Origin of the sequence: Eikenella exigua (assembly GCF_008805035.1) — a bacterium.
Lineage (GTDB): Bacteria > Pseudomonadota > Gammaproteobacteria > Burkholderiales > Neisseriaceae > Eikenella > Eikenella exigua.
In genome coordinates, this window is sequence record NZ_CP038018.1 from 1,285,532 (window position 1) to 1,308,622 (window position 23,091).

Here is a 23,091-nt window from a genome sequence, read left to right on the forward strand (position 1 = left end):
GATTTTTATTATTGTAGCTGAGGCAAAGCAAGCTAATGCAGTAGCAGCTATAAGAATCCTCTCCTTAGCCCGCACCGCCGTGTTTTAAACCATATCAATAAAAGACACACATCATGGCCAAAAAATTCCCCATTTCCCCCAAACACCCCGAACGCATCTGCTGGGGTTGTGACAAATACTGCCGCACCGAAGATCTGCAATGCGGCAATGGCTGCGAACGTATCCAACATCCCATTGAAACCGACGGCCCCAAATGGTATAAAAGCGGCGACTGGAGCAACCTGTTCAGCGATGAGCAGCAAATCGAACTCGGCTTCAAAGCCGCACCTACTCCCGCCCCTAAAACTACGTCCAAACCCCATATCAAACTGCCCCTCAAACAGCATTAGCCCACACTGTCTTTCAGGTAGCCTTTTGAGAGAGGCTTAAAGGCTGCCTGAAAATCCACACACCAGCCAGTATGAGCACACTAGCACAGCTGCAATCTAAAGTTTCAGGTAGCCTTTTCTCCATCAATCTATCCAGCCAGCAAAAATGCCGCCGGGCTTTCCAGCAGCATTTCCAATACAACTGCAATCGGGCTTATTCGCCTGATTTAGCGTCTTCAATATCTTCAGCAATGTCTTTGTGTTGAGCTTGCGTAAATGACGTTTGGCTCGGTTCTAGAAATTCTCAATCCCGTTAATGTGGTTTTGCCTGCCTGCAAAATGAGTGTGGTAATTAATGTGCAAGCGGCTAAGCTAACATCCAATACATTGGGATACTGTGACAATCGGTATAAGCTACGCTGTCCGGCCTTATCTGCTCCCGGATAATCGGCAGTAGGGTAGTCGCTAATATTGGCTACGGTAACGGTGTAAACCTTGCCGTTACGCTTTAACAGCCCGAATACCACAACTTTGCCGGCTGTTCCGAGACTGCGTTTGCCTTTGCGGCCGCCTTCCAAATAACCTTCATCTGCTTCTACTGCGCCATCAAATCGTTCCAAGTGCTCGCAACTATGAAAAAAAGCAAACTCAAACGGTGAAAGTAGTAGGCAGCGGTGGTTCCATGAGGCTAAAACCGGCAGGCCGCCGAAAATCTAATTAAGGCTACCTGAAAGCAGACGGCGCCAATTTTCAGGTAGCCTGCCACCCGCCCCTGGTTTCGCGCTATACTCGCTGCAGGCCATATCGTCTTCATAATCCCTGTTCCAAGGAGCCATTCATGCACATCGTCTTCCTCGACCGCGACACTCTCCCCGCCCGTCCGCTCTCTTTCAACTTTCCCCATACCCTGCACGAATTTCCGGCCACCGCGCCCGAGCAAACCAACTCCCACCTCGCCGGCGCGCAAATCGGCATCACCAACAAAGTTGCCATCCGTGCCGAACACCTCGCCGCCAACCCCCAGCTCAAACTCATCGCCGTGGCCGCCACCGGCTACGATCACATCGACCTGGCCGCCGCCAAGGCCGCCGGCGTTACCGTGTGCAACGTGCGCAACTACAGCAGCGAAAGCGTGGCCCAGCACGCCTTCATGATGCTGCTCGCCCTCATCCGCCACTTGCCCGCCTGTATGCGCGACATCGCTGCCGGCGCCTGGCAGCAATCCCCCCAATTCGTCCATTTCAACACCCCCATGCACGACCTCGGCGGCAAAACCCTCGCCATCTTCGGCCGCGGCAATATCGGCCGCACCCTCGCCGGCTATGCCCAGGCCTTCGGCATGAAAGTCATCTGGGGCGAACACAAACACGCAGCCGCCGTGCGCGAAGGCTACACCCCGTTTCAGGTAGCCTTGCAGCAGGCCGATGCCGTTTCCTTGCACTGCCCGCTCAACGAGCACACCCGCCACATGATCGGCGAGGCCGAGCTGCGCCTGATGAAACCCACCGCCATCCTCATCAACACCGGCCGCGGCGGCCTCGCCGACGAACAAGCCGTATTCGCCGCTCTGCAACAAGGCCGGCTCGGCGGCGCCGGTTTCGACGTACTCAGCCAAGAACCCCCGCGCCAAGGCAACCCCTTGCTCGCCCCGTTGCCCAACCTCATTGTTACCCCGCATATCGCCTGGACCAGCCAGGAGGCCCTGCTCAATATGACCGAAATCCTCGAAGCCAACATCACCGCCTTCGCCGAAGGCAGGCCGCAAAACGCGTTATAGACCGGCCGGGCAAGATAAAGGCTACCTGAAATTTTCAGGTAGCCTCTACCCTCCAAGCTACTCCGTATCCGCTCCCCATAAAAAACAGAGCCACCGTTTCCGGCAGCCCCGTTGAGTTTGTGTTTGCTATTTCCCTTTGCGTTGCAGTTGCCGCTGCAATTTGTGTGCAAGCATAAAAGCGATGTCGGCAGATTGTGAGGAGAGCACGGTGAAGTGACCCATCTTGCGTTTCGGGCGGGCATCTTTTTTGCCATAGAGATGCAGGCACACGTCGGGGCGTTGCAGAAGCGGCAGCCAGTTTACTTTGCCTGCGGGTAGCCAAATATCGCCCAAAAGATTGGCCATGCTGCAGCAGGAGAGCAAACGGGTATCGGCGGGCGGCAGGCCGCACATGAGGCGCACTTGCTGCTCGAATTGGTTGCTGGCGCAGGCATCCAAAGTGTAGTGGCCGGAGTTGTGCGGGCGCGGGGCGATTTCGTTCACAATCAGTTTGTGGTCGTTGCCGATCACGAAGATTTCCACAGCCAGCACACCGACGTAATTCATGGCTTCGGCCAGCTGGCAGGCCATTGCCTGTGCCTGTTTCTGCACTTCGTCAGGCAGGCGGGCAGGCACAATAGAGTAGGCGAGGATGCCGTCTTCGTGGCGGTTTTCGGCAGGCGGGAAGCATTCCACCTGCTGGCTGTTGAGTCGGCACACGATCACGGAAATCTCGGAATGCAGGTTGAGCATTTTTTCCAACACGCAAGGCACGCTGCCGAGCCGTTTGAAAGCGGCGCGGGCTTCTTTCGGGCTGGACACGCGCACCTGGCCTTTGCCGTCATAGCCAAACATGGCAGTTTTGAAGATGCCGGGCAGGAGCGGCTCGAGGGCTTCGTCGGTGAGGTTGGCTTCTTGGGTAACAGGCAGGTAAGGCGCGGTTTGGAGGCCAGCTTTGGCTATCCAGGCTTTTTCTTGAATGCGGTTTTGGGCGATTTCCACGCTATCGCCGCTGGGACAAACGCGGGTTTCTAAGGCCAAGGCGCGCATAGCCTGGGCATTGACGTTTTCAAATTCGGTGGTAATGGCGGCGCAGATGGAAAGGTCGGCCAGTGCACCGAGGTCATCATACGGGGCACAGATGTGTTTGTCGGCCAGCACAGCAGCAGGGGAGTTGGGATCGGGATCGAGCACGGTAACGCTGTAGCCCATTTGTTTGGCGGCCACGGTAAACATCCGGCCCAACTGGCCTCCGCCCAAAATGCCCAGCATGGCGGGTGGTAAAATCGGCGTTGTTTTCGCTTTGGTCATGTTCCACTTTCTACACCCGAAGGGGCGCGCTGTCAGCCGGGCTGAAACAAACGCCAGCCTCTGTTTGGTTGTGGTTCCGGCGGCGGCTGGCGGTCTGTTTGCTTGCAGCAAACACGTTACTTTGATGTAGTGTATTGTACTCAAATCTCGGCACAAAGCCTAGTGCGCTCAGGTTGCGCAGTAGGCAATTCATTGATTTTCCTACATTGCCCAAATAGGATACCTGGAAATATATAAACTATCTTAAGCCTTCCGTCCCCCCCCTTTTTTTCCGCTATAATCGTGCCATCTTTAAATCCACCCAAACAACGGACGCACGCCATGCAAACCGCCCTTTCGCAAATCCCGCTTCACGGCTTCGCCATTGCCAACAATCACCCCTTTGTTTTGTTCGGCGGCATGAACGTGCTGGAAAGCCGCGATTTGGCCATGGAAATTGCCGCCACTTATGTGGAAATCTGCCGCAAGCTAGATATTCCCTATGTATTCAAAGCCAGTTTCGACAAGGCCAACCGCTCCAGCCTGCATTCTTTCCGCGGACCGGGTTTGGAAAAGGGTTTGCAATGGTTGGCCGATATTAAATCGGCCTACGGCGTGCCAGTGATTACCGACATCCACGAACCTTACCAAGCCGCGCCAGCGGCGGAGGTGGCCGATATTTTGCAGCTGCCGGCCTTTTTGAGCCGCCAAACCGATCTGGTGCACGCCATGGCGCGCACTGGTGCGATTATCAACGTGAAAAAGGCGCAATTCCTCGCCCCGCATGAAATGCGACACATCATCAACAAGTGCCTGGAGGCGGGCAATGATAAAATCATCTTGTGCGAGCGCGGCTCTACCTTCGGCTACAACAACTTGGTGGTGGATATGCTCGGCTTTGACACCATGAAGCAGATGAACGTGCCGGTGTTTTTCGACGTTACCCACAGCCTGCAGCAGCCCGGCGCACGCAGCGATTCAGCCGGCGGGCGGCGAGAGCAGATTGTTACCTTGGCGCGCGCCGGCATGGCGGTGGGGCTGGCCGGGCTGTTTTTGGAAGCACACCCCGATCCCGAGCAGGCCAAGTGCGACGGCCCCTGCGCCCTGCACCTAAGCCAGCTCGAGCCTTTCTTGAGCCAGCTCAAGCAGATTGATAATCTGGTAAAAGGTTTTGCCGAGCTGGATACGCATTAAATCCACTGCAAGGAGTGTCATCATGACTACACAATCCGATTCCGCCTACCCCGTGCCCACTGCTGGCACACCCACGCCTGAGCAGCGCAACTATATGTATGCGATTTACGGCCTGTATGCGCTGGGCGTAGTCAGCTTTGCCATGCCCACCATCATCGGTGCCATCGTGGCCTATGTGAAGCGCGACGATATGCGCGGTACGATTTATTTCGACCACATCCAATTCCTGCTGCGCACTTTTTGGGCCAGCCTGATCGGGTTGGCAGCAAGCTGTCTGTTGATGATCACGATTATCGGCCTAATCATCGGCATGCCGCTGTTCTTGCTAGTCGGCCTGTGGTATCTCTTCCGCGTGGTGGCCGGTATTGTGCGTTTAATCGACAATCAATCCGTCACACCGGACGGCTGGCTGATGTAAACCAAAGAGCTACCCGAAATTAGCAGTTCCCATTTTTCAGATAGCCTCACTCCATCTCATAAGGAAACCCCATGCAAACTTGGCACGAAGTCATCGGCGCGGAAAAACAGCAGCCCTATTTCCAACACATCATTCACAGCGTGCACCGCGAGCGCGAAGCCGGGCAGATTGTGTACCCGCCCGCCGCCGATGTGTTCAACGCCTTCCGCACCACCGAGTTTGGCCGGGTGCGCGTGGTTATCCTCGGGCAAGACCCGTACCACGGTGCCAACCAAGCGCACGGGCTGGCATTTTCTGTGCGCGAAGGCGTGGCCGTGCCGCCATCCCTGGTAAATATTTACAAAGAGTTGGCACAAGATATCCCCAGCTTTCAAATTCCCAAACACGGCTATCTGCAAAGCTGGGCAGAGCAGGGTGTGCTGCTGCTCAACACCGTGCTCACTGTGCGTGCCGGCCAAGCTCATTCCCACGCCGCGCTGGGCTGGGAAACCTTCACCGACCACGTGATTGCCGTGCTCAACGAAGGACGCGAACACTTGGTATTCATGCTGTGGGGCAGCCATGCCCAGAAAAAAGGCGCCATTATCAACCGCGCCCGCCATCTGGTGCTCACCGCGCCGCACCCCTCGCCGCTCTCCGCCCACCGCGGCTTCTTCGGCTGCCGCCATTTCTCACAGGCCAATGCCTATTTGCAACAGCACGGTCTGCCGCCGATTGATTGGCAAATCTGAGCCGCTAACGTGCTGTGCTTGATGCTGTTTGCCGCCGCCCTGCGCCCGGCTTTGGCAGCATGGCGGGCACACCGCCAGGCGGCATGGGTTGGGCTGTTGATCATGGCGCTGTGCTGGAGCCTGCGCGCCGCACCGGCCAGCAGGATGCTGGGCAGTTTGAGCTACCCCTTGCTGGGTATCGGCCTACTGGCCTTGATGGTGGGCATCCCGGCAGCATTCTGCCTGGCCGTATTGCTGCTGTTGCCCTATATCTGGCTGTGGCAAGGCGTGGGCGATTTAAGTGTGGCGGGGCTAACGGTTTTGGCCGGCATTGTGCCGCCGCTGGTCGGCGTAGCGCTGGCGCGGCAAATCGTGCAGCGGCTACCGCGCAACCTGTTTATCTACATCTTCCTCAACGGCTTTTTCGCCGCCGCGGCCGGCATCCTACTCAGCGCGGCCACAAATGGAGTGTTGCTGTATCTGGCCGGAACTTTTCCCACCACCATCCTGCTGGATTCCGTACTGCCGGTGTTCTTTCTGATTGCCTGGAGTGAAGCCTTCCTTACCGGCCTGCTGTCTGCTATCTTCATCGCCCTCAAGCCGCATCTGATCACCACCTTTCCAATGTCGACTACCTGCGCCAAAATGCGCGGCAAATCTGGAAATAGGCCGTTGCAAAGGCTACCTGAAAACTGGTTTTTCAGGCACAATACGGCCTGTTCGGCATCTCGCTTTTCCGGCCTTTTATTTTAATTTCGTTGAAGCCCACGCTTTCAGGTAGCCTTAAGCCTCTGCCGGCTAAGTTTATCCAAACCGCTACCAAAGCCCGTCCCAATTCCCCACAGCCGCCCACCGTGTGGCTGCCACACGGAGCAAATATGAACAACCCCTTTACCAATCTCGGCCTCAGCGCTGAAATCACCGCTGCACTGACCGACCAGGGCTACGAGCAGCCCACCGCCATCCAAACCGCCGCCATCCCCAAAGTGCTGGCCGGTCACGATCTGCTGGCCGCCGCCCAAACCGGCACCGGCAAAACTGCAGCCTTCATGCTGCCCAGCCTGGAACGCCTGCGCCGCTATGCCACCACCAGCACCTCGCCCGCCATGCATCCGGTGCGCATGCTGGTACTCACCCCTACCCGCGAACTGGCCGATCAAATCGACCAAAACACCGCCGCCTACATCAAAAACCTGCCGCTGCGCCACACAGTGCTGTTCGGCGGCATGAATATGGACAAACAAACTGCCGACCTGCGCGCCGGCTGCGAAATCGTGGTGGCCACCGTGGGGCGCCTACTGGATCACGTACAGCAAAAAAATATCCGGCTGGATAAAGTGGAAATCGTGGTGCTCGACGAAGCCGACCGCATGCTCGACATGGGCTTCATCGACGACATCCGCCGCATCATGCAGCTGCTGCCCAAACAGCGTCAAACCCTGCTGTTTTCCGCCACATTCTCCCCTCCCATCCGCAAGCTGGCGCAAGATCTCATGTACCAGCCGGAACAGGTGCAAACTGCCCCGCAAAATACCACCAGCGCCAGCGTTGAACAGCACATCATCGCCATCGACACCGCACAAAAGCGCAATCTGCTGGAGCGGCTAATTGTGGATTTGCACATCAACCAGGTAATCGTGTTCTGCAAAACCAAGCAGAGCGTTGATCAGGTAGCCCGCGATCTGAAACGGCGCGGTCTCAGCGTGGCGCCGATTCACGGCGACAAATCACAGCAAACCCGCTTGGAAACGCTCAACGCCTTCAAAGCCGGCGAACTGCGCGTGTTGGTAGCCACCGACGTGGCTGCACGCGGGCTGGACATTGTCGAGCTGCCATTTGTCATCAACTACGAAATGCCTACCCAGGCCGAAGATTATGTGCACCGCATCGGCCGCACCGGCCGCGCCGGCGCCGAGGGCGTGGCCATCTCGCTGATGGATGAAGACGAACAGAAAATGTTTGAAGCCATTAAAGAACTCATTGGCAAAGAACTGCCGGTGGAACGGATTGAGGGCTTCGAGCCGCGCTGGTGGCAACATCAGCAGGAAGGCAGCCGCCCCGCCGCCGAGCACTCCTCGCGCGAAACACGTGAGTCGCGTGAAACACGCCACAGCCGACGAGGCCGCAACTCAGACAGCCGCAGCAAATCCTTCTCACACAGCAGCTACTTCGACAGCCCCGCACAGGAATGCGGCCGCATCCCCGGCCGCAGCCGCCGCAGCCGCCCTGTGTGCGCATTGGTACAACCAAACTACGGTGTTGATAGTTGAGCGTCCTGCCTGCGCCGAATGAACCTGCCTTATCCGACGGAACTAAAGGACTGCTCCATACCCCGTGTGCAAGCAACAAAAGTGACGGAATTTGTCAGTTTACTCCGATCAGTCGGGGTACACTTCGGAAGCTATCTGGAAAACAAATGGATACTGGTTCTCAGGTAGCCATGAACCACACATTAAGTAACGTATTTTTCAGGGGTCCCTATTCCCCCGCCACAACTAATTATGAATATTCAAGACCAAAGCAACGAAAGCCTCGCCCTACCACCACACTCCATAGAAGCCGAACAGTCGGTATTGGGCGGACTGATGGTGGATTCCTCCGCCTGGGACCGCATTGCCGGCACCATCTCGGAAGAAGACTTCTACCGCTACGAACACCGCCTAATTTTCCACGCCATTTCCCACCTGGCTGAACGCAACCGCCCCGCCGACACCATCACCGTGGAAGAAGTATTGCAGCGTGAAGAAGTGTTGGAGGAAGCCGGCGGCTTTGGCTATCTGGTAGATTTAGCACAAAATACTGCCTCTGCCATCAACATCTCCCGCTATGCCGAAATCGTACGTAGCCGCTCCATCATGCGCCAACTGGCACAAGCTGGCACAGAGATTGCTAGGAATGCTTACAATCCGCAAGGCAAGGACGTCAAACAAATGTTAGACGAGGCAGAAGCCAAAATCTTTAAAATCGCGGAAAGCACCAGCAGAGTGCAACACGAGTTCTTAGAGATGCCTGCCATGCTGAAAGAAGCAGTCGCCAAAATCGACAAGGCTTACTCGAGGGAAAATAAAGACGATGTAACTGGCATTCCAACCGGATTCATTGATCTAGATAAAAAAATAGCTGGTTTGCACGGCGGCGATCTCATCATCGTCGCTGGGAGACCAGCAATGGGGAAAACCGCTTTTTCATTGAATATCGCGGAAAACGTCGCTATCAGTACGCACCTGCCCGTTGCCATCTTCTCGATGGAAATGGGCGGTGTGCAGCTGGTAATGCGTATGCTTGGTTCGGTTGGGAGGCTGGATCAGAGCTTACTCAAAACCGGTCAATTGCAAGACGAACATTGGAGCAAGCTCAATGACGCTCTGTACAAACTGTCAGACGCTCCCATCTTTATCGACGAAACTCCCGCCTTAAATTCGTTGGAAGTCCGTGCCCGCGTACGCCGACTGGCTAGAAGAAAAGGCAAATTAGGGCTGGTGGTTATCGACTACTTACAGCTGATGAACGGCACCGGCCACAATAACAATAACCGTGCAGCAGAATTGGGAGAAATTTCTCGTTCACTTAAGTCACTGGCCAGAGAATTGGATATTCCAATTATCGCCCTCTCGCAGCTATCGCGTACTGTTGAATCCCGCACCGACAAACGCCCCATGATGTCCGACCTGCGCGAATCCGGTGCCATCGAGCAGGATGCCGACCTGATTATGTTTATGTATCGTGATGAATACTACCACCCCGATACCGACAAAAAAGGCATGGCCGAATGCATCATCGGCAAGCACCGTAACGGTCCCACCGGCAAAATCCCGCTGGTGTTTACCGGTGAATTCAGCAAATTTGACAATGCTGTACATACTGGGCATACTTACTTCACTGAAGAATAAGAATAATCCTAATCAATCCACCTATTTTTGGGTGCCCCATTCCCCGTTTTAGAGTGATGGCTATGAAAACACAACAACATATCCAGGGTTTTACCTTGATAGAACTAATGATTACCCTAACCCTTATTGGGATTATGGCCACGCTCGCCATGCCAAGCATGAGTGATTTTATTTCAAATCAAAGAATTGCTGGGCATATTGACCGTGTTGTTACCACTTTTAGATTTGCCAGAACAGAAGCTGTTCGGCGTAACGCACCCGTGCTTATATGCGGAGGAATTAAGTTAAAGTCTGACGCAAAACCTGATAATGGCTGTGATAAGGGAGGTAGCTCCCTATTGGCATTTGTTGATAGCAACAAAGATGACGACTATCAAAGTAGTATCACCAATCCTAACAGCGATATTGATTTACGCTCTGTCTTGATCGATCAAGGCAATGTCAATATCACTTATTTGGATATTGGTTTTAATAAGCTATCTACTTCAAACACTAAATACCGGTTTATATTCTTACCCAATGGTTCTTTTGGTACTGGAATAAAAAGCGGATCCAGTGTACCTTACACCTATGCCTCGCACTACATTAGAATTTCAGCCAGTGATGGCAAACGAGTACGGATGGCTCTCATTGCACCTAGTGGAAGGGTTGTCTCGTGCAATACATCCATGACGCCTGCTGTATTTGATAGGATTCAGGCAGCTGATTACAAAAACTTCTGTGCTCTCTCATAATTTTAGGAACCTTATAAACCATGGCTCATACAAAGAAATTTCCCATGCTAAAACTACAATCAATGCGCGGAAGTACCTTGCTTGAAGTATTGATATCTGTTTTTATTATGGCTTTCGGCATCATGGCTTTAATGCTTGCACAACTAAAATCTGTTGGTAATGTCCGCGAGGCAGAAATGCAAACTCGTGTTGCCCAGGCAGTACAAAACCTATCTGCAGGTATGCTGAGTAATCCAGATGTCATTACCAATTTAGGTAGTGCTAGTAACGTCAATGCCAAATTACAATATTCAAACTATAAAACCGCTTCTTGGGTCAATGTTGACAGCAATCCTCCGACCGCTAATGTTATATGTGGATTAGGTTCTGCCAACTCAATCGTGACGAATAGCGAGTTTACTACTTGTATTACGAATGCGTTTGTGAATGAGTTAAAGATTGCATTACCAAATGCCGGCAATATTGCCTACAAAATAGACAGTACAAGCGGAGCAACCCCCACGACCACCATATCCGTCAAATGGTCAGAAACTAATGATGATGCAGCGGGGGCAAATAGTGATAATTATAACTTCCAATATAGTGCCGTCGTAGGAGATTAACATGAGGAAAAAACAACTTTCTCCAATTTCCCCCCTTCTTCCACAGAACACAGAGTATGGTTTTACTCTAATTGAATTCATGGTGGCCAGCTCGCTTGCCTTGGTTGTATTGCTGGCTATTGGTATTACTTACGGCACCACCAGCAGAATGAAAAGAACATCAGAAAACCGCCTAGCCGCACAACAAGATTTACGCAACGTATCAGAGTTAGTCTTACGTGATGCTCAAATGGCAGGTGCCTTCGGTTGTTTTAACATGGGTAACTTAGTCCCAAAAGAACTCCCCACTTCTCCTGGCTCAAGTGATGGTTTTCAATCTCCTGCTAAATTTCAACTTAAATTGGGTGACCCAAATTATAACGGCATTAGCACCATGAGCAATACTGATGCAAGCGCCGCATTTTCTCGCCATAACTTTATTCCCAAACCGGGATCAAAAGTTCTCGTTTTTACGTACGGGTTACATCCCACTCCTCTTGATAGCACAGGAACAAAAACAACTGGTGCTTCTGAAGAGTTAAGATCTGTGGTGCGAGCAGGCGGACATGTTGCTTTATCTTCTTGTTCACGAATGTATATTGATAAACACAGAAGCAACAACATTAAAATTAACAGCAATGAAGTAGATGTATCTGATTTTGGTACAGGCCCGCGTACATCAAACTCAAATAATAGTGCTGTTTTTTATATCCCACAAACTACACTATCTCAGGTATATAGTGCTGCCTACGTTGTTGGTCGTATAAATGGGGTTAATGACACCGATGCTCTTTACCGTTTTACCTTAGATAAAAATGGGCAGTGGAGTAACCCTCAGTTAATGGCTGCAAATATACAGAGCATGCAATATTCTGCCATATATTCTGGCTGTGACGATACTAGTACTAAGGTTACTTTTTCCGAAAATAGAGACCAGCTAAAATCAACAGCAAATATTACGCGTGTATCCACCTTACCCACCATTATTGAGGTACAATTACGGCTTAATAATAGCCCATCAACTTACGGTGTCGTGAATCAATATTTAATTCGTGCAAACGTCCGTGGAGGTAATATATGTGCCAACCTATTCTAAAACAAAAAGGTTACACTTTATTTGTTGTTCTAATCATGATGCTGGTAATTGCAATAGTTGTAATTGCTAGTATACAATCTACTAATACTGAAATGCGTATCAGCTCAAACGAAGCGGATCGGAAGTTTGCTCTCTCACTAGCCGAACAAGCTTTACGTAGTGGTGAATCTCGTATTTTAGAAGTGGGGAATGCCGAATTTGATAAACAGGAAACTTCTAATAGTTGCTCAAATGGAATTTGTGGTGGTAAAGCATCTGAGTCCACGCCAGTATGGAAACGTTCGGATGATAGTGTAGATCTGAATACCAACGGGAAAGGTAGGTACTGTATTTCTGGGAATAGTAATAAAAATAATGCTTGTTATATGGTTGAGCGTTTGGGTGGCACTCATCAGGATCAAAATGCATCGAAAAGTATTTTCCGGGTTACAGCTAGAGCATGGGGCGCAAACTCTAACACAGTTGTGACTTTGCAATCTTATGTAGAGTACATCAGCTCATAACAGGTCAAGAATATGAAAGCCCAAACTGGATTTACCCTCCTAGAGCTATTAACAGTGGTTGCAATTATTGCTATATTGACAATCATTGCCCTGCCTTCCTATCAAGCTTATGTTGAACGAACTGATTTAGCAGTTGCAAAAAATGAGTTATTAGATATTGCAGCGCAAATGCGACAAAATAAAATACTCAATAATGGTAACTACTCTACTGCTGGGCTAGCTAGCTTGATTAACTCTAAAAATAGCAACCCCACAGGCAAATATACGTTTACTTCAGGGTTTGGGAGTGGTTCATCTATTAACAGTTACTATGTATACCTCCAACCTAGACCTAGCAACTACAGAAAGTCCCTTTACATTACAGCATCTGGTACTATCTACGAATGCAAAACTGTAAATGAGGCACAAAGCAAATCATCTTCTTGTACAATGATTAACAAATAGATTTTATTTATATAACTAAGCCGGTTACTTGATACCTAAGCAGCCGGCTTCTTATTCTTATCTATCTTAACTGTGCACCAACAGTTTCAGCAGCAGCAATCAACCTCTGTACGATCTCTTCAACCATATCATCTGTCAAGGTACGTTCAGTATCCTGCAAAATCACTTTTACTGCCATGCTTTTCATGTTTTCAGGTAGCCCTACTCCACGATATACGTCAAACAAGGTAATTTCTCGAATCAAATCCGATTGTACGCCGCGCAAAGCAGCCTGCAACTGCTCGAAGGTGGTGGTTTCCGGCATGACAAACGCCAAATCCCTGCGAACCGGCTGGAATTTTGATACTGCCTGATAGCGCGTTTTTTCGCGTTCTAACACGGCAGCCATGTCGATTTCAAATACCAGCGGCGCTTGCGGCAAGTCGTATTTTTGCAGCCATTTCGGATGCAATTCGCCGACAAAGCCGATGACTTGGTCGTCTGAAACGATATTGGCAGCGCGGCCGGGATGCAGGGCGGAATGTTCGGTTTTGACGAACTCAACCGCTTTGTTTTTCAACAGATTTTCCACATCGGCCTTAATATCGTAAAAATCTGCGTTGCGCGTTTTCTCGCCCCATTGTTCGGGCATCACCGCGCCGTACCACAGGCCGCCGATGCGTTCGTTTTGCACAAACAGGCCGTCTGAACCTTTGCTGAACACGCGGGCAATTTCAAACACGCGCACGCGGTTTTGCTTGCGGTTCAGATTGTTCTGCAGAATTTCCACCAAGCCACCAATGAGCGTGGAACGCATCACGGCATACTGAGCCGCCAACGGGTTTTGCAGGCGGATGGGGTTGGCGTTGGCGGCAAAATCGAGTTCCCACTGCTCGTCAACGAAGGCATAGCTGACCACTTCGCGGTAGCCGCGCGCCGCCATTTCGTTATAAACGGCAAAACGCGGACGGCGGGTTTCGGGCAGCGCCAACATTTTCAGACGGCCTGACGTGTAATCGTCGGGGATATTTTCATAGCCGTAAACGCGACCGATTTCTTCAATCAAATCGGCCTCGATTTCGATGTCGAAACGGAAGCTCGGCGCAGTAACGCGGAAGCCTTCCGCCGTTTTTTCAGGCTGCAAGCCCAAGTGCTGCAAAATGGTTTCCACCTGTTCGGCAGGAATGTCCACGCCCAACACGGTTTTCAGACGGCCTAAACGCAATTCAACCTGTTTGTTTTCAGGTAGCCTGCCCAACGCTTCTACCATTTCGCCTGCCTCACCACCGCAGATTTGCAAAACCAATTCGGTGGCGCGTTCGATAGCATCAGCCTGCAAACGGTAATCCACGCCGCGCTCAAAGCGGAACGACGAATCCGAGCCAAAACCGTATTGGCGCGATTTCCCTGCGATGATTTCAGGCGCAAACCAAGCCGCTTCCAGCACGATATTTTGCGTGTCGTCTGAAACTGCACTCGCTGCGCCGCCCATCAGACCTGCCAAGCTCAACGCACCTTTTTCGTCGGCAACTACCAGCGTGTTTTCAGACAGAGAGACGGTTTTCTCGTTCAGGCATTCCAGCATTTCACTTTCGCACGCGCGGCGGATGTGCAGGCTGCCTGAAAGTTTGTCTGCATCAAAAACATGCATTGGCTGACCGATTTCCAGCATCACATAATTGCCAATGTCCACCAGCGCGGAAATACTGCGGACACCGCTGCGCTCCAAACGCTGCTTCATCCAATCCGGCGTAGCGGCGCGCGCGTTCACGTTTTCAATCACGCGGCTGATAAAGCGGCCGCAATCGGCAGGCGCATCAATCTGCACAGGCTGTTTGCGGCTGCCCGTAATGGGCGCGGCATGGATTTCAGGCTGCTTGAACGCGCAACCCGTCAATGCGGACACTTCACGCGCAATGCCTTTGATGCTCAGGCAGTCGGCACGGTTCGGTGTAATTTTCAGCGTGAACACCGTATCGTCCAAATCCAGATATTCACGGATGTTTGCGCCGACAGGAGCGTCTTGCGGCAGGACGAGCAAGCCGTCTACGCCGTTTTCAGGTAGCCCCAACTCTTTGGCGGAACACAACATTCCGTTCGACACCACGCCGCGCATCTTGGTCGGCTTGATTTTGAAATTGCCCGGCAACACCGCGCCCGGCAGCGAACACGGCACTTTGATGCCCGCTTTCACATTCGGCGCACCGCACACAATCTGCACCAACTCGCCCGTACCCGCATCGACTTGGGTAACGTTCAAACGGTCGGCATCAGGATGTTTTTCAACGGATTTCACTTCGGCAATCACCACGCCCGTAAACGCAGACGCGGCAGTCTCGGCCTCTTCCACTTCCAAGCCGGACATGGTTAACAAATGTTCCAGCTTATCGGCGGAAAGTTCGGTATCGGCTTGGGTTTTCAGCCATGAGTAGGAGAATTGCATGTTATGTTCTCAATCAACTAATTAACTTTTTATCAGATTTTGTTTTCAGACGACCTGTTTGCTTAGGGGGCAGGCTGCTTTTTAACTTTGTTGAGGCTGTTGCTTTCAAGTAGCCTTTTCAAACCTTAAGCAATCAAATCAATAAGATTGTTACGAACCACGCCAGCAAGGTATAGCTTAAGGTGACACTCACTGTAAACGCCACACGCTCCCAGCTTTTAAACCACGACATCAACCAACTACCGATCGCGGTGGCAAAACAGGATACGGTAAATGCGGTAAATCCGTAATTCGACCACCTTATTGCACCTTCCACATCGTCGCCGGTCAGGGTTTTCAAATCAGCCAGTGCCAAAGCACAGATTTCACAATAGATGGACAGCAGCCACAATGCAACAGCAAACGCATAGCAAACGGATGGGCCGACATAGCGTTTCATGATTCGGCTTTCTGCGGTACGGGCTGCTTTTTCATTTTTAGGCAGCCTGCACAATCATTTCGCAAACTGTTTCAAAAAGTTCAAATCGTTATCGAAAAACAATCGCAGATCGTTCATGTTGTAACGCAACATGGCAAAGCGGTCGAGGCCGATGCCGAAGGCGAAACCGGTGTATTTTTCGGGGTCGATATTCACGTTTTTCAACACGTTGGGATGCACCATGCCGCAGCCGCTGACTTCCAGCCATTTGCCGTTTTCACACATGATGTCGATTTCTGCGGACGGTTCGGTAAACGGGAAGAAAGACGGACGGAAACGTACTTGCAAATCATCGCGTTCGAAAAAGCGGCGGATGAAATCGGTGAACACGGCTTTCAAATCGGCGAAGGTTACGCCCTCTTCCACCCACAGGCCCTCAGCTTGGTGGAACATGGGCGAGTGCGTAGCATCGCTGTCCACGCGGTAAACACGGCCTGGGGCGATAATACGGATGGGCGGCTCTTTTTTGTCGAGCATGTAGCGGATTTGAATTGGGGAAGTGTGTGTACGCAAAACATCGCCGTTTTCAACGTAGAACGTATCCTGCATGGCGCGGGCCGGATGGTTTGCGGGAATGTTCAAAGCTTGGAAGTTGTGGAAATCGTCTTCGATTTCCGGGCCGTCTGCCACTTCAAAACCCATGCCGTGAAAGAGTTCGACCACGCGCTGCAAGGTCAGGGTTACGGGATGCAGACCGCCATTTTCCTGCGCGCGTCCAGGCAGGGTAATATCGAGTGCTTCGGCGGCAAGCTGGGCTTGCAGTTTGACTTCGGCCAACTCGGCGCGTTTGGCATCGTAGGCGACTTGGAAACGCTGCTTACATTCGTTGATGAACGCGCCGACGGTTTTTTTCTCTTCGGGCGGCAGGCTGCCGAGCTGTTTGAGCAGGGCGTTGAGTTCGCCGGTTTTGCCGAGATACTGGGCTTTAACGAGCTCGAGGGCTTGCTGGTCGGCGGTGTTTTGGATGGCGGCAATGCCGGCGGCGGTAATTTGTTCTGCGTTTTGCATATTTTATTGTGAAATGATGATAGGAATGAGGCGACACACCTGCAGGCTACCTGAAAAATCTGGCAGCAAAACCGAAGGCGGGAAAGGCGGCATTTTAGCCGAAAATGGGCTGTTTTTATAGCAGACCGGCAAAGCGGACGGCGGACAAAAAACTAGGCTTTGCCCTGCATATTGTGGTGTTCGATTTTGAAACCGCCGTTACGGTAGGCAGCAAAACGACGGCGGGCAGCGGCAAGCTGGGTTTCACTGTGGCCAACGATTTCCAGCACACGTTCTGGCGTATTCGGCGCATCGCTCCACAAGTCTGCCGATAAATTCAGCACCACCAGGCTGCTGTCCGCTGCGGGCAGAGCTTCATCTTCGGCCAGCAGTATCGGCGGTTCTGTCGGGCACGGGTTTTCTTCTGGCAGCCAGATTTCGTGCGGCAGGAAGCTTTCGGCCTCGAATACCCACAGTTGGCGGTCGAGGGTTGTCAGCTGTTCCGCACTACTGCCCCAAACTAGCACACGGCAGCCGGCTTCAACTACGCGTTTGGCCAGGCGGCAGGCGAAGGTTTCCAAATCGGCAACGTGGGTGTAGAACGTAACGGTGGGCATGGAGGCTACCTGAAAAATGGTTTTACGGAACGTTTTGATTTTCAGGTAGCCTGTTCATTGCCAGCAATGATTTGTGATACTAGGAGTATTGCCTTGCGGTTAGGCTACCTGAAATTTGATTATAGGCGAGAGGCTACCTGAAGTGATGTTTCGGCGCAGCCGAAGCTGAGTTTCTGCGAAACTAAAACGACTTTTCAGATATTTCGCACTTTCAGGTAGCCTGTTGGCACTCAGTGTTGGTCAAGCCAGCGTTCAGCATCGAGTGCGGCTTGGCAGCCGGAGGCCGCGCTGGTGATAGCTTGGCGGTAGGTGTGATCTTTCACGTCGCCCGCCGCCCAGATGCCTTCGATGTTGGTTGCGCCGACGTTATCGCCACTGCCACCTTTGGTTTTCAGGTAGCCCGCATCATCCATTTCAAGCTGGCCCTTGAAGATGTCAGTATTGGGTTTGTGCCCGATGGCGATAAATACGCCTTTGACGGCGATGTCTTCGCTGTGGCCGTCGTTGAATTTCAGCCGCACGCTGGTTACGCCGTTGTCGTCGCCCAATACTTCTTCCAACACGGCTTCGGTTTTCAAGACAATTTTGCCTTCTTCCACGCGGCGCATCAGTTTGTCCACCATGATTTTTTCGGCTCGGAAACTGTCGCGACGGTGTATCAGGGTTACGGTATTGGCGATGTTGGCCAGGTAAAGTGCTTCTTCCACGGCGGTGTTGCCGCCGCCGACAACGGCTACGTCCTGTTTTTTGTAGAAGAAGCCGTCGCAGGTGGCGCAGGCGGACACGCCGCGTCCGGCAAAGGTTTCTTCGCTCGGCAGGCCGAGGTATTTGGCCGATGCGCCGGTGGCGACGATGAGTGCGTCGCAGGTATATTCGCCCGCATCACCAATGAGTTTGAACGGGCGTTGCTGCAGTTGCGCGGTGTGGATATGGTCGAAAACGATTTCTGTGCCGAAGCGTTCGGCGTGGGCGAGAAAGCGTGCCATCAGTTCGGGGCCCTGCACGCCGTCGGCATCGGCAGGCCAGTTGTCCACTTCGGTGGTAGTCATAAGTTGGCCGCCTTGTTCCAAACCGGTAATGATGATGGGATTGAGATTGGCGCGGGCGGCGTAAACGGCGGCGGTGTAACCAGCAGGGCCAGAACCGAGGATGATGAGTTTATGGTGTTTGGGCATATTCTTCTCCAAATAAAATGGTATTTATTGTACCCGCTTTCGGGCATAAAAACACCGCCGGCAAAATGGCTGGCGGTGCATAGTGTTTGGTGCTTATCAGGGATTGGTAGCAGATTTGTTGGTAGCTGGCCGGGCGGCGGCAGGTTTGCTGGCAGACGGTTTGACTGCAGGAGTAGCTGGTTTGGCAGCAGCCGGTTGCTGCTGTTGCTGCTGAGTGGCCGGACGGGCGGCAGGAGCACGGGCATCCTGACCATTGCCTATGGTAATTTCTGAAGAAATCTTCTGATAAATGCCGTTACCGATACCACGTACATTTTTAATGTCTTCGGGAGATTTGAACGGGCCATTGGCTGTGCGATATTCTACAATTGCAGCAGCCTTAGCCGGACCGATGCCATTCAAGGTTTGAAGCTCTTGCGCGGTGGCTGTGTTAATATTAACTTGTGCTAATGCCCAAGAAAAACTTAACAGGGTAAAAACGACGAAAAGAAACTTCTTCATACAGAACTCCTTATACAATTAATCGGGCAAAATACTGCTCCTTAAAGATACAGTATTCACGTTATGATAGCCTGACATTACTTATCACACAAGCATCTTTACCCATAAGTAACAAATAATTGCATTTTACCTTATGCGAAGTTGGTTCGTTCTTCCTTTTCCAACTCACACTGTACCGCTATCCCGGATTTCCATCCATTCCTTTCATCATACTCCCACAAAGCACAACACCCGCCATCAGGCGGGTGTCGTAAATAGGTGTTTGGCAGTGTCCTACTTTCGCACGGGTATCCGCACTATCATCGGCGCTGGTTCGTTTCACGGCCCTGTTCGGGATGGGAAGGCGTGGGACCAAACCGCTATGGCCGCCAAACTTAAACTGTACAAATCGTCAAGCCGCCGGTAGCGTCCACTCCGGCCAATCAAATCAAACTGTCCTGTCCGGCTATACTAACCAAACAATCGGGTAATGTGTATCGATTCCAGTAAGCTTTATTCTCTATGAGTGCCCTTCCCGGTGTCTCCACACCGCAAAGCACTTCAAATGATAGAGCCAAGCCTCACGAGCAATTAGTATGGGTTAGCTGCACGCGTTGCCGCGCTTCCACACCCCACCTATCAACGTCCTGGTCTAGAACGACTCTTCAGCGCGGTTATACCGCAAGGGAAGTCTCATCTCCAGGCAGGTTTCGCGCTTAGATGCTTTCAGCGCTTATCCTTCCCGAACTTAGCTACCCGGCGATGCCACTGGCGTGACAACCGGTACACCAGAGGTTCGTCCACTCCGGTCCTCTCGTACTAGGAGCAGCCCCTGTCAAACTTCCAACGCCCACTGCAGATAGGGACCAAACTGTCTCACGACGTTTTAAACCCAGCTCACGTACCACTTTAAATGGCGAACAGCCATACCCTTGGGACCGACTACAGCCCCAGGATGTGATGAGCCGACATCGAGGTGCCAAACTCCGCCGTCGATATGAACTCTTGGGCGGAATCAGCCTGTTATCCCCGGAGTACCTTTTATCCGTTGAGCGATGGCCCTTCCATTCAGAACCACCGGATCACTATGTCCTGCTTTCGCACCTGCTCGACTTGTCGGTCTCGCAGTTAAGCTACCTTTTGCCATTGCACTATCAGTCCGATTTCCGACCGGACCTAGATAACCTTCGAACTCCTCCGTTACTCTTTGGGAGGAGACCGCCCCAGTCAAACTGCCTACCATGCACGGTCCCCGATCCGGTTTACGGACCTGGGTTAGAACCTCAAAGTCACCAGGGTGGTATTTCAAGGACGGCTCCACAGAAACTAGCGCCTCTGCTTCTAAGCCTCCCACCTATCCTACACAAGTGACTTCAAAGTCCAATGCAAAGCTACAGTAAAGGTTCACGGGGTCTTTCCGTCTAGCAGCGGGTAGATTGCATCTTCACAACCACTTCAACTTCGCTGAGTCTCGGGAGGAGACAGTGTGGCCATCGTTACGCCATTCGTGCGGGTCGGAACTTACCCGACAAGGAATTTCGCTACCTTAGGACCGTTATAGTTACGGCCGCCGTTTACTGGGGCTTCGATCCGATGCTCTCACATCTTCAATTAACCTTCCAGCACCGGGCAGGCGTCACACCCTATACGTCCACTTTCGTGTTTGCAGAGTGCTGTGTTTTTAATAAACAGTCGCAGCCACCGATTCTCTGCGACCCTCCAAAGCTTACGGAGTAAATCCTTCACCTCAGAGGGCATACCTTCTCCCGAAGTTACGGTATCAATTTGCCGAGTTCCTTCTCCCGAGTTCTCTCAAGCGCCTTAGAATTCTCATCCTGCCCACCTGTGTCGGTTTGCGGTACGGTTCGATTTAAGCTGGAGCTTAGTGGCTTTTCCTGGAAGCGTGGTATCAGTCACTTCGTATCCGTAGATACTCGTTATCGCTTCTCGGTGTTATGAAGAACCGGATTTGCCTAATTCTTCCACCTACTAGCTTGAACAAACTATTCCAACAGTTTGCTGACCTAACCTTCTCCGTCCCCACATCGCACTTAAATCAAGTACGGGAATATTAACCCGTTTCCCATCGACTACGCATCTCTGCCTCGCCTTAGGGGCCGACTCACCCTGCGCCGATGAACGTTGCGCAGGAAACCTTGGGCTTTCGGCGAGCGGGCTTTTCACCCGCTTTATCGCTACTCATGTCAACATTCGCACTTCTGATACCTCCAGCATTCCTTACGAAACGCCTTCTCAGGCCTACAGAACGCTCCCCTACCATGCACGCTTCATTAAAACAGCTAACCCCATCTACCATACTCGACTTTGATGGGCGCTTTCCGTCACTTTGCTCCGGCAAGCTGTTTTAATGAAGCATGCATCCGCAGCTTCGGTTATAGATTTGAGCCCCGTTACATCTTCCGCGCAGGATGACTCGACCAGTGAGCTGTTACGCTTTCTTTAAATGATGGCTGCTTCTAAGCCAACATCCTGGCTGTCTAAGCCTTCCCACTTCGTTTACCACTTAATCTATCATTTGGGACCTTAGCTGGCGGTCTGGGTTGTTTCCCTTTCGACAACGGACGTTAGCACCCGCTGTCTGTCTCCCATGATTGCACTTTCCGGTATTCTGAGTTTGCCATGGGTTGGTAAGTCGCAATGACCCCCTAGCCATAACAGTGCTTTACCCCCGGAAGTGATACATGAGGCACTACCTAAATAGTTTTCGGGGAGAACCAGCTATCTCCGAGTTTGTTTAGCCTTTCACCCCTATCCACAGCTCATCCCCGCATTTTGCAACATGCGTGGGTTCGGTCCTCCAGTACCTGTTACGGCACCTTCAACCTGGCCATGGATAGATCACTCGGTTTCGGGTCTACACCCAGCAACTATGACGCCCTATTAAGACTCGGTTTCCCTACGCCTCCCCTATCCGGTTAAGCTCGCTACTGAATGTAAGTCGTTGACCCATTATACAAAAGGTACGCAGTCACACAATAAAGTGCTCCCACTGTTTGTATGCATCAGGTTTCAGGTTCTATTTCACTCCCCTCCCGGGGTTCTTTTCGCCTTTCCCTCACGGTACTGGTTCACTATCGGTCGATGATGAGTATTTAGCCTTGGAGGATGGTCCCCCCATCTTCAGACAGGATTTCTCGTGTCCCGCCCTACTTGTCATATGCTTAGTACCACTGCCGGAATTTCGGATACAGGGCTATCACCCACTATGGCGGAAGTTTCCAATTCCTTCTCCTATCCCGACGGCTATCACATACAGGCTGCTCCGCGTTCGCTCGCCACTACTTGCGGAATCTCGGTTGATTTCTTTTCCTCCGGGTACTTAGATGGTTCAGTTCTCCGGGTTCGCTTCTCTAAGCTTATATATTCAGCTTAGGATACACATTGCTGTGTGGGTTCCCCCATTCGGACATCACCGGATCAAAGCTCTATTGCCAGCTCCCCGATGCTTTTCGCAGGCTTACACGTCCTTCGTCGCCTATCATCGCCAAGGCATCCACCTGATGCACTTATTCACTTGACTCTATCATTTGAAGCGCCTCTTTGACTTCGCCCGCGCTGCGTTGACTACAGCTGGGGCTTAAGGCCTCCACTCTGATAAAGCTTACTGCTTGTTGTGTCCGAACCCTGCCTTTTGCGTTTCAGGATTCGGTCGATACAATCATCACCCAAATTTCTGTATGACTTATCTTTAGGATAAGCCTTACTTCGTTTGTTTGTTGATTTCGGCTTGCCAATTTGTTAAAGATCGATGCGTTTTGACTTCGCAAATAAAAATAAACTACCGCTCAAAACTGCAACATGTAACAGCTTGCTCGCATATTTAGCATACTTTTATTTGGAAAGTATTGTGTGGTGGAGGCAAACGGGATCGAACCGATGACCCCCTGCTTGCAAAGCAGGTGCTCTACCAACTGAGCTATGCCCCCA

General features: G+C 51.9%; 20 protein-coding genes, 1 tRNA gene, 2 rRNA genes and 1 pseudogene. 13 read left to right on the plus strand and 11 right to left on the minus strand.

What is annotated here, in order from left to right; translation table 11 throughout:
* Positions 1 to 113: 113 nt before the first annotated feature.
* Entirely contained in the window at positions 114 to 389 is a 276-nt protein-coding gene (locus EZJ17_RS06695) for a DUF3079 domain-containing protein (RefSeq protein WP_067442654.1), read from the plus strand.
* Positions 390 to 665: 276 nt separating this feature from the next.
* Here the strand turns inward: EZJ17_RS06695 and EZJ17_RS06700 are convergent.
* Positions 666 to 1,047 (minus strand): annotated as a pseudogene (locus EZJ17_RS06700) (transposase); the annotation flags it as partial.
* A 159-nt stretch (positions 1,048 to 1,206) separates the two neighbouring features.
* Between EZJ17_RS06700 and EZJ17_RS06705 the strand changes: the two are divergent.
* Positions 1,207 to 2,145, plus strand: coding sequence for a D-2-hydroxyacid dehydrogenase (locus EZJ17_RS06705; protein ID WP_067442652.1), 939 nt, complete (start codon positions 1,207 to 1,209; stop codon positions 2,143 to 2,145).
* A gap of 126 nt (positions 2,146 to 2,271) precedes the next feature.
* Here the strand turns inward: EZJ17_RS06705 and EZJ17_RS06710 are convergent, their stop codons facing one another.
* A complete protein-coding gene (locus tag EZJ17_RS06710; RefSeq protein WP_067442649.1) occupies positions 2,272 to 3,435 on the minus strand; it encodes a 5-(carboxyamino)imidazole ribonucleotide synthase in 1,164 nt (387 codons plus the stop codon).
* Between the two features lie 321 nt (positions 3,436 to 3,756).
* Here EZJ17_RS06710 and kdsA point away from each other — a divergent pair, with 321 nt between their 5' ends.
* The 11 genes from kdsA (at position 3,757) to EZJ17_RS06765 (ending at position 12,984) form a co-directional block, all read left to right on the plus strand.
* Complete coding sequence (gene kdsA, locus EZJ17_RS06715; protein ID WP_067442647.1) at positions 3,757 to 4,608, plus strand: 3-deoxy-8-phosphooctulonate synthase; 852 nt, start codon at positions 3,757 to 3,759, stop codon at positions 4,606 to 4,608.
* A 22-nt stretch (positions 4,609 to 4,630) separates the two neighbouring features.
* Positions 4,631 to 5,026: a DUF4870 family protein gene (locus EZJ17_RS06720; protein ID WP_231868070.1), complete on the plus strand. Its 396-nt coding sequence runs from the start codon at positions 4,631 to 4,633 to the stop codon at positions 5,024 to 5,026.
* A gap of 71 nt (positions 5,027 to 5,097) precedes the next feature.
* Positions 5,098 to 5,757: a uracil-DNA glycosylase gene (ung, locus tag EZJ17_RS06725; protein ID WP_067442645.1), complete on the plus strand. Its 660-nt coding sequence runs from the start codon at positions 5,098 to 5,100 to the stop codon at positions 5,755 to 5,757.
* Between the two features lie 9 nt (positions 5,758 to 5,766).
* Positions 5,767 to 6,489: an energy-coupling factor ABC transporter permease gene (locus EZJ17_RS06730; RefSeq protein ID WP_151086335.1), complete on the plus strand. Its 723-nt coding sequence runs from the start codon at positions 5,767 to 5,769 to the stop codon at positions 6,487 to 6,489.
* A 125-nt stretch (positions 6,490 to 6,614) separates the two neighbouring features.
* On the plus strand, positions 6,615 to 8,006 hold the full coding sequence (locus EZJ17_RS06735; protein WP_067443955.1) for a DEAD/DEAH box helicase: 1,392 nt from the start codon (positions 6,615 to 6,617) through the stop codon (positions 8,004 to 8,006).
* A 231-nt stretch (positions 8,007 to 8,237) separates the two neighbouring features.
* Positions 8,238 to 9,626, plus strand: coding sequence for a replicative DNA helicase (gene dnaB / locus EZJ17_RS06740; protein ID WP_067442641.1), 1,389 nt, complete (start codon positions 8,238 to 8,240; stop codon positions 9,624 to 9,626).
* A 62-nt stretch (positions 9,627 to 9,688) separates the two neighbouring features.
* Positions 9,689 to 10,360, plus strand: coding sequence for a GspH/FimT family pseudopilin (locus tag EZJ17_RS06745; protein ID WP_231863633.1), 672 nt, complete (start codon positions 9,689 to 9,691; stop codon positions 10,358 to 10,360).
* 44 nt (positions 10,361 to 10,404) lie between these two features.
* Positions 10,405 to 10,962: a PilV family protein gene (locus EZJ17_RS06750; protein ID WP_067442638.1), complete on the plus strand. Its 558-nt coding sequence runs from the start codon at positions 10,405 to 10,407 to the stop codon at positions 10,960 to 10,962.
* Between the two features lies 1 nt (position 10,963).
* Positions 10,964 to 12,037: a PilW family protein gene (locus tag EZJ17_RS06755; RefSeq protein WP_151086336.1), complete on the plus strand. Its 1,074-nt coding sequence runs from the start codon at positions 10,964 to 10,966 to the stop codon at positions 12,035 to 12,037.
* Entirely contained in the window at positions 12,019 to 12,540 is a 522-nt protein-coding gene (locus tag EZJ17_RS06760) for a pilus assembly PilX family protein (protein ID WP_082880718.1), read from the plus strand. Before EZJ17_RS06755 ends, EZJ17_RS06760 begins: the two co-directional genes overlap by 19 nt.
* A gap of 12 nt (positions 12,541 to 12,552) precedes the next feature.
* Positions 12,553 to 12,984 carry a type IV pilin protein gene (locus EZJ17_RS06765; protein ID WP_082888166.1) on the plus strand — a complete coding sequence of 144 codons (432 nt, stop codon included), beginning with the start codon at positions 12,553 to 12,555 and terminating at the stop codon, positions 12,982 to 12,984.
* 61 nt (positions 12,985 to 13,045) lie between these two features.
* Here EZJ17_RS06765 and pheT read toward each other — a convergent pair whose 3' ends face one another.
* From pheT to EZJ17_RS06810, 9 genes are all read right to left on the minus strand, one after another.
* Positions 13,046 to 15,406 carry a phenylalanine--tRNA ligase subunit beta gene (pheT, locus tag EZJ17_RS06770; RefSeq protein ID WP_067442635.1) on the minus strand — a complete coding sequence of 787 codons (2,361 nt, stop codon included), beginning with the start codon at positions 15,404 to 15,406 and terminating at the stop codon, positions 13,046 to 13,048.
* A gap of 133 nt (positions 15,407 to 15,539) precedes the next feature.
* Positions 15,540 to 15,845 carry a hypothetical protein gene (locus tag EZJ17_RS06775; protein ID WP_067442634.1) on the minus strand — a complete coding sequence of 102 codons (306 nt, stop codon included), beginning with the start codon at positions 15,843 to 15,845 and terminating at the stop codon, positions 15,540 to 15,542.
* A gap of 54 nt (positions 15,846 to 15,899) precedes the next feature.
* Entirely contained in the window at positions 15,900 to 16,892 is a 993-nt protein-coding gene (gene pheS, locus EZJ17_RS06780; protein WP_067442632.1) for a phenylalanine--tRNA ligase subunit alpha, read from the minus strand.
* A 152-nt stretch (positions 16,893 to 17,044) separates the two neighbouring features.
* Entirely contained in the window at positions 17,045 to 17,488 is a 444-nt protein-coding gene (locus EZJ17_RS06785) for a DNA polymerase III subunit chi (protein WP_067443951.1), read from the minus strand.
* 230 nt (positions 17,489 to 17,718) lie between these two features.
* On the minus strand, positions 17,719 to 18,663 hold the full coding sequence (trxB, locus tag EZJ17_RS06790; protein WP_067442628.1) for a thioredoxin-disulfide reductase: 945 nt from the start codon (positions 18,661 to 18,663) through the stop codon (positions 17,719 to 17,721).
* A 96-nt stretch (positions 18,664 to 18,759) separates the two neighbouring features.
* Complete coding sequence (locus EZJ17_RS06795; protein ID WP_067442625.1) at positions 18,760 to 19,164, minus strand: ComEA family DNA-binding protein; 405 nt, start codon at positions 19,162 to 19,164, stop codon at positions 18,760 to 18,762.
* 260 nt (positions 19,165 to 19,424) lie between these two features.
* Positions 19,425 to 19,537, minus strand: a 5S ribosomal RNA gene (gene rrf, locus EZJ17_RS06800).
* Between the two features lie 176 nt (positions 19,538 to 19,713).
* A 23S ribosomal RNA gene (locus tag EZJ17_RS06805) occupies positions 19,714 to 22,684 on the minus strand.
* Between the two features lie 330 nt (positions 22,685 to 23,014).
* Positions 23,015 to 23,090 (minus strand) — tRNA-Ala (locus tag EZJ17_RS06810).
* Position 23,091 lies beyond the last annotated feature (1 nt).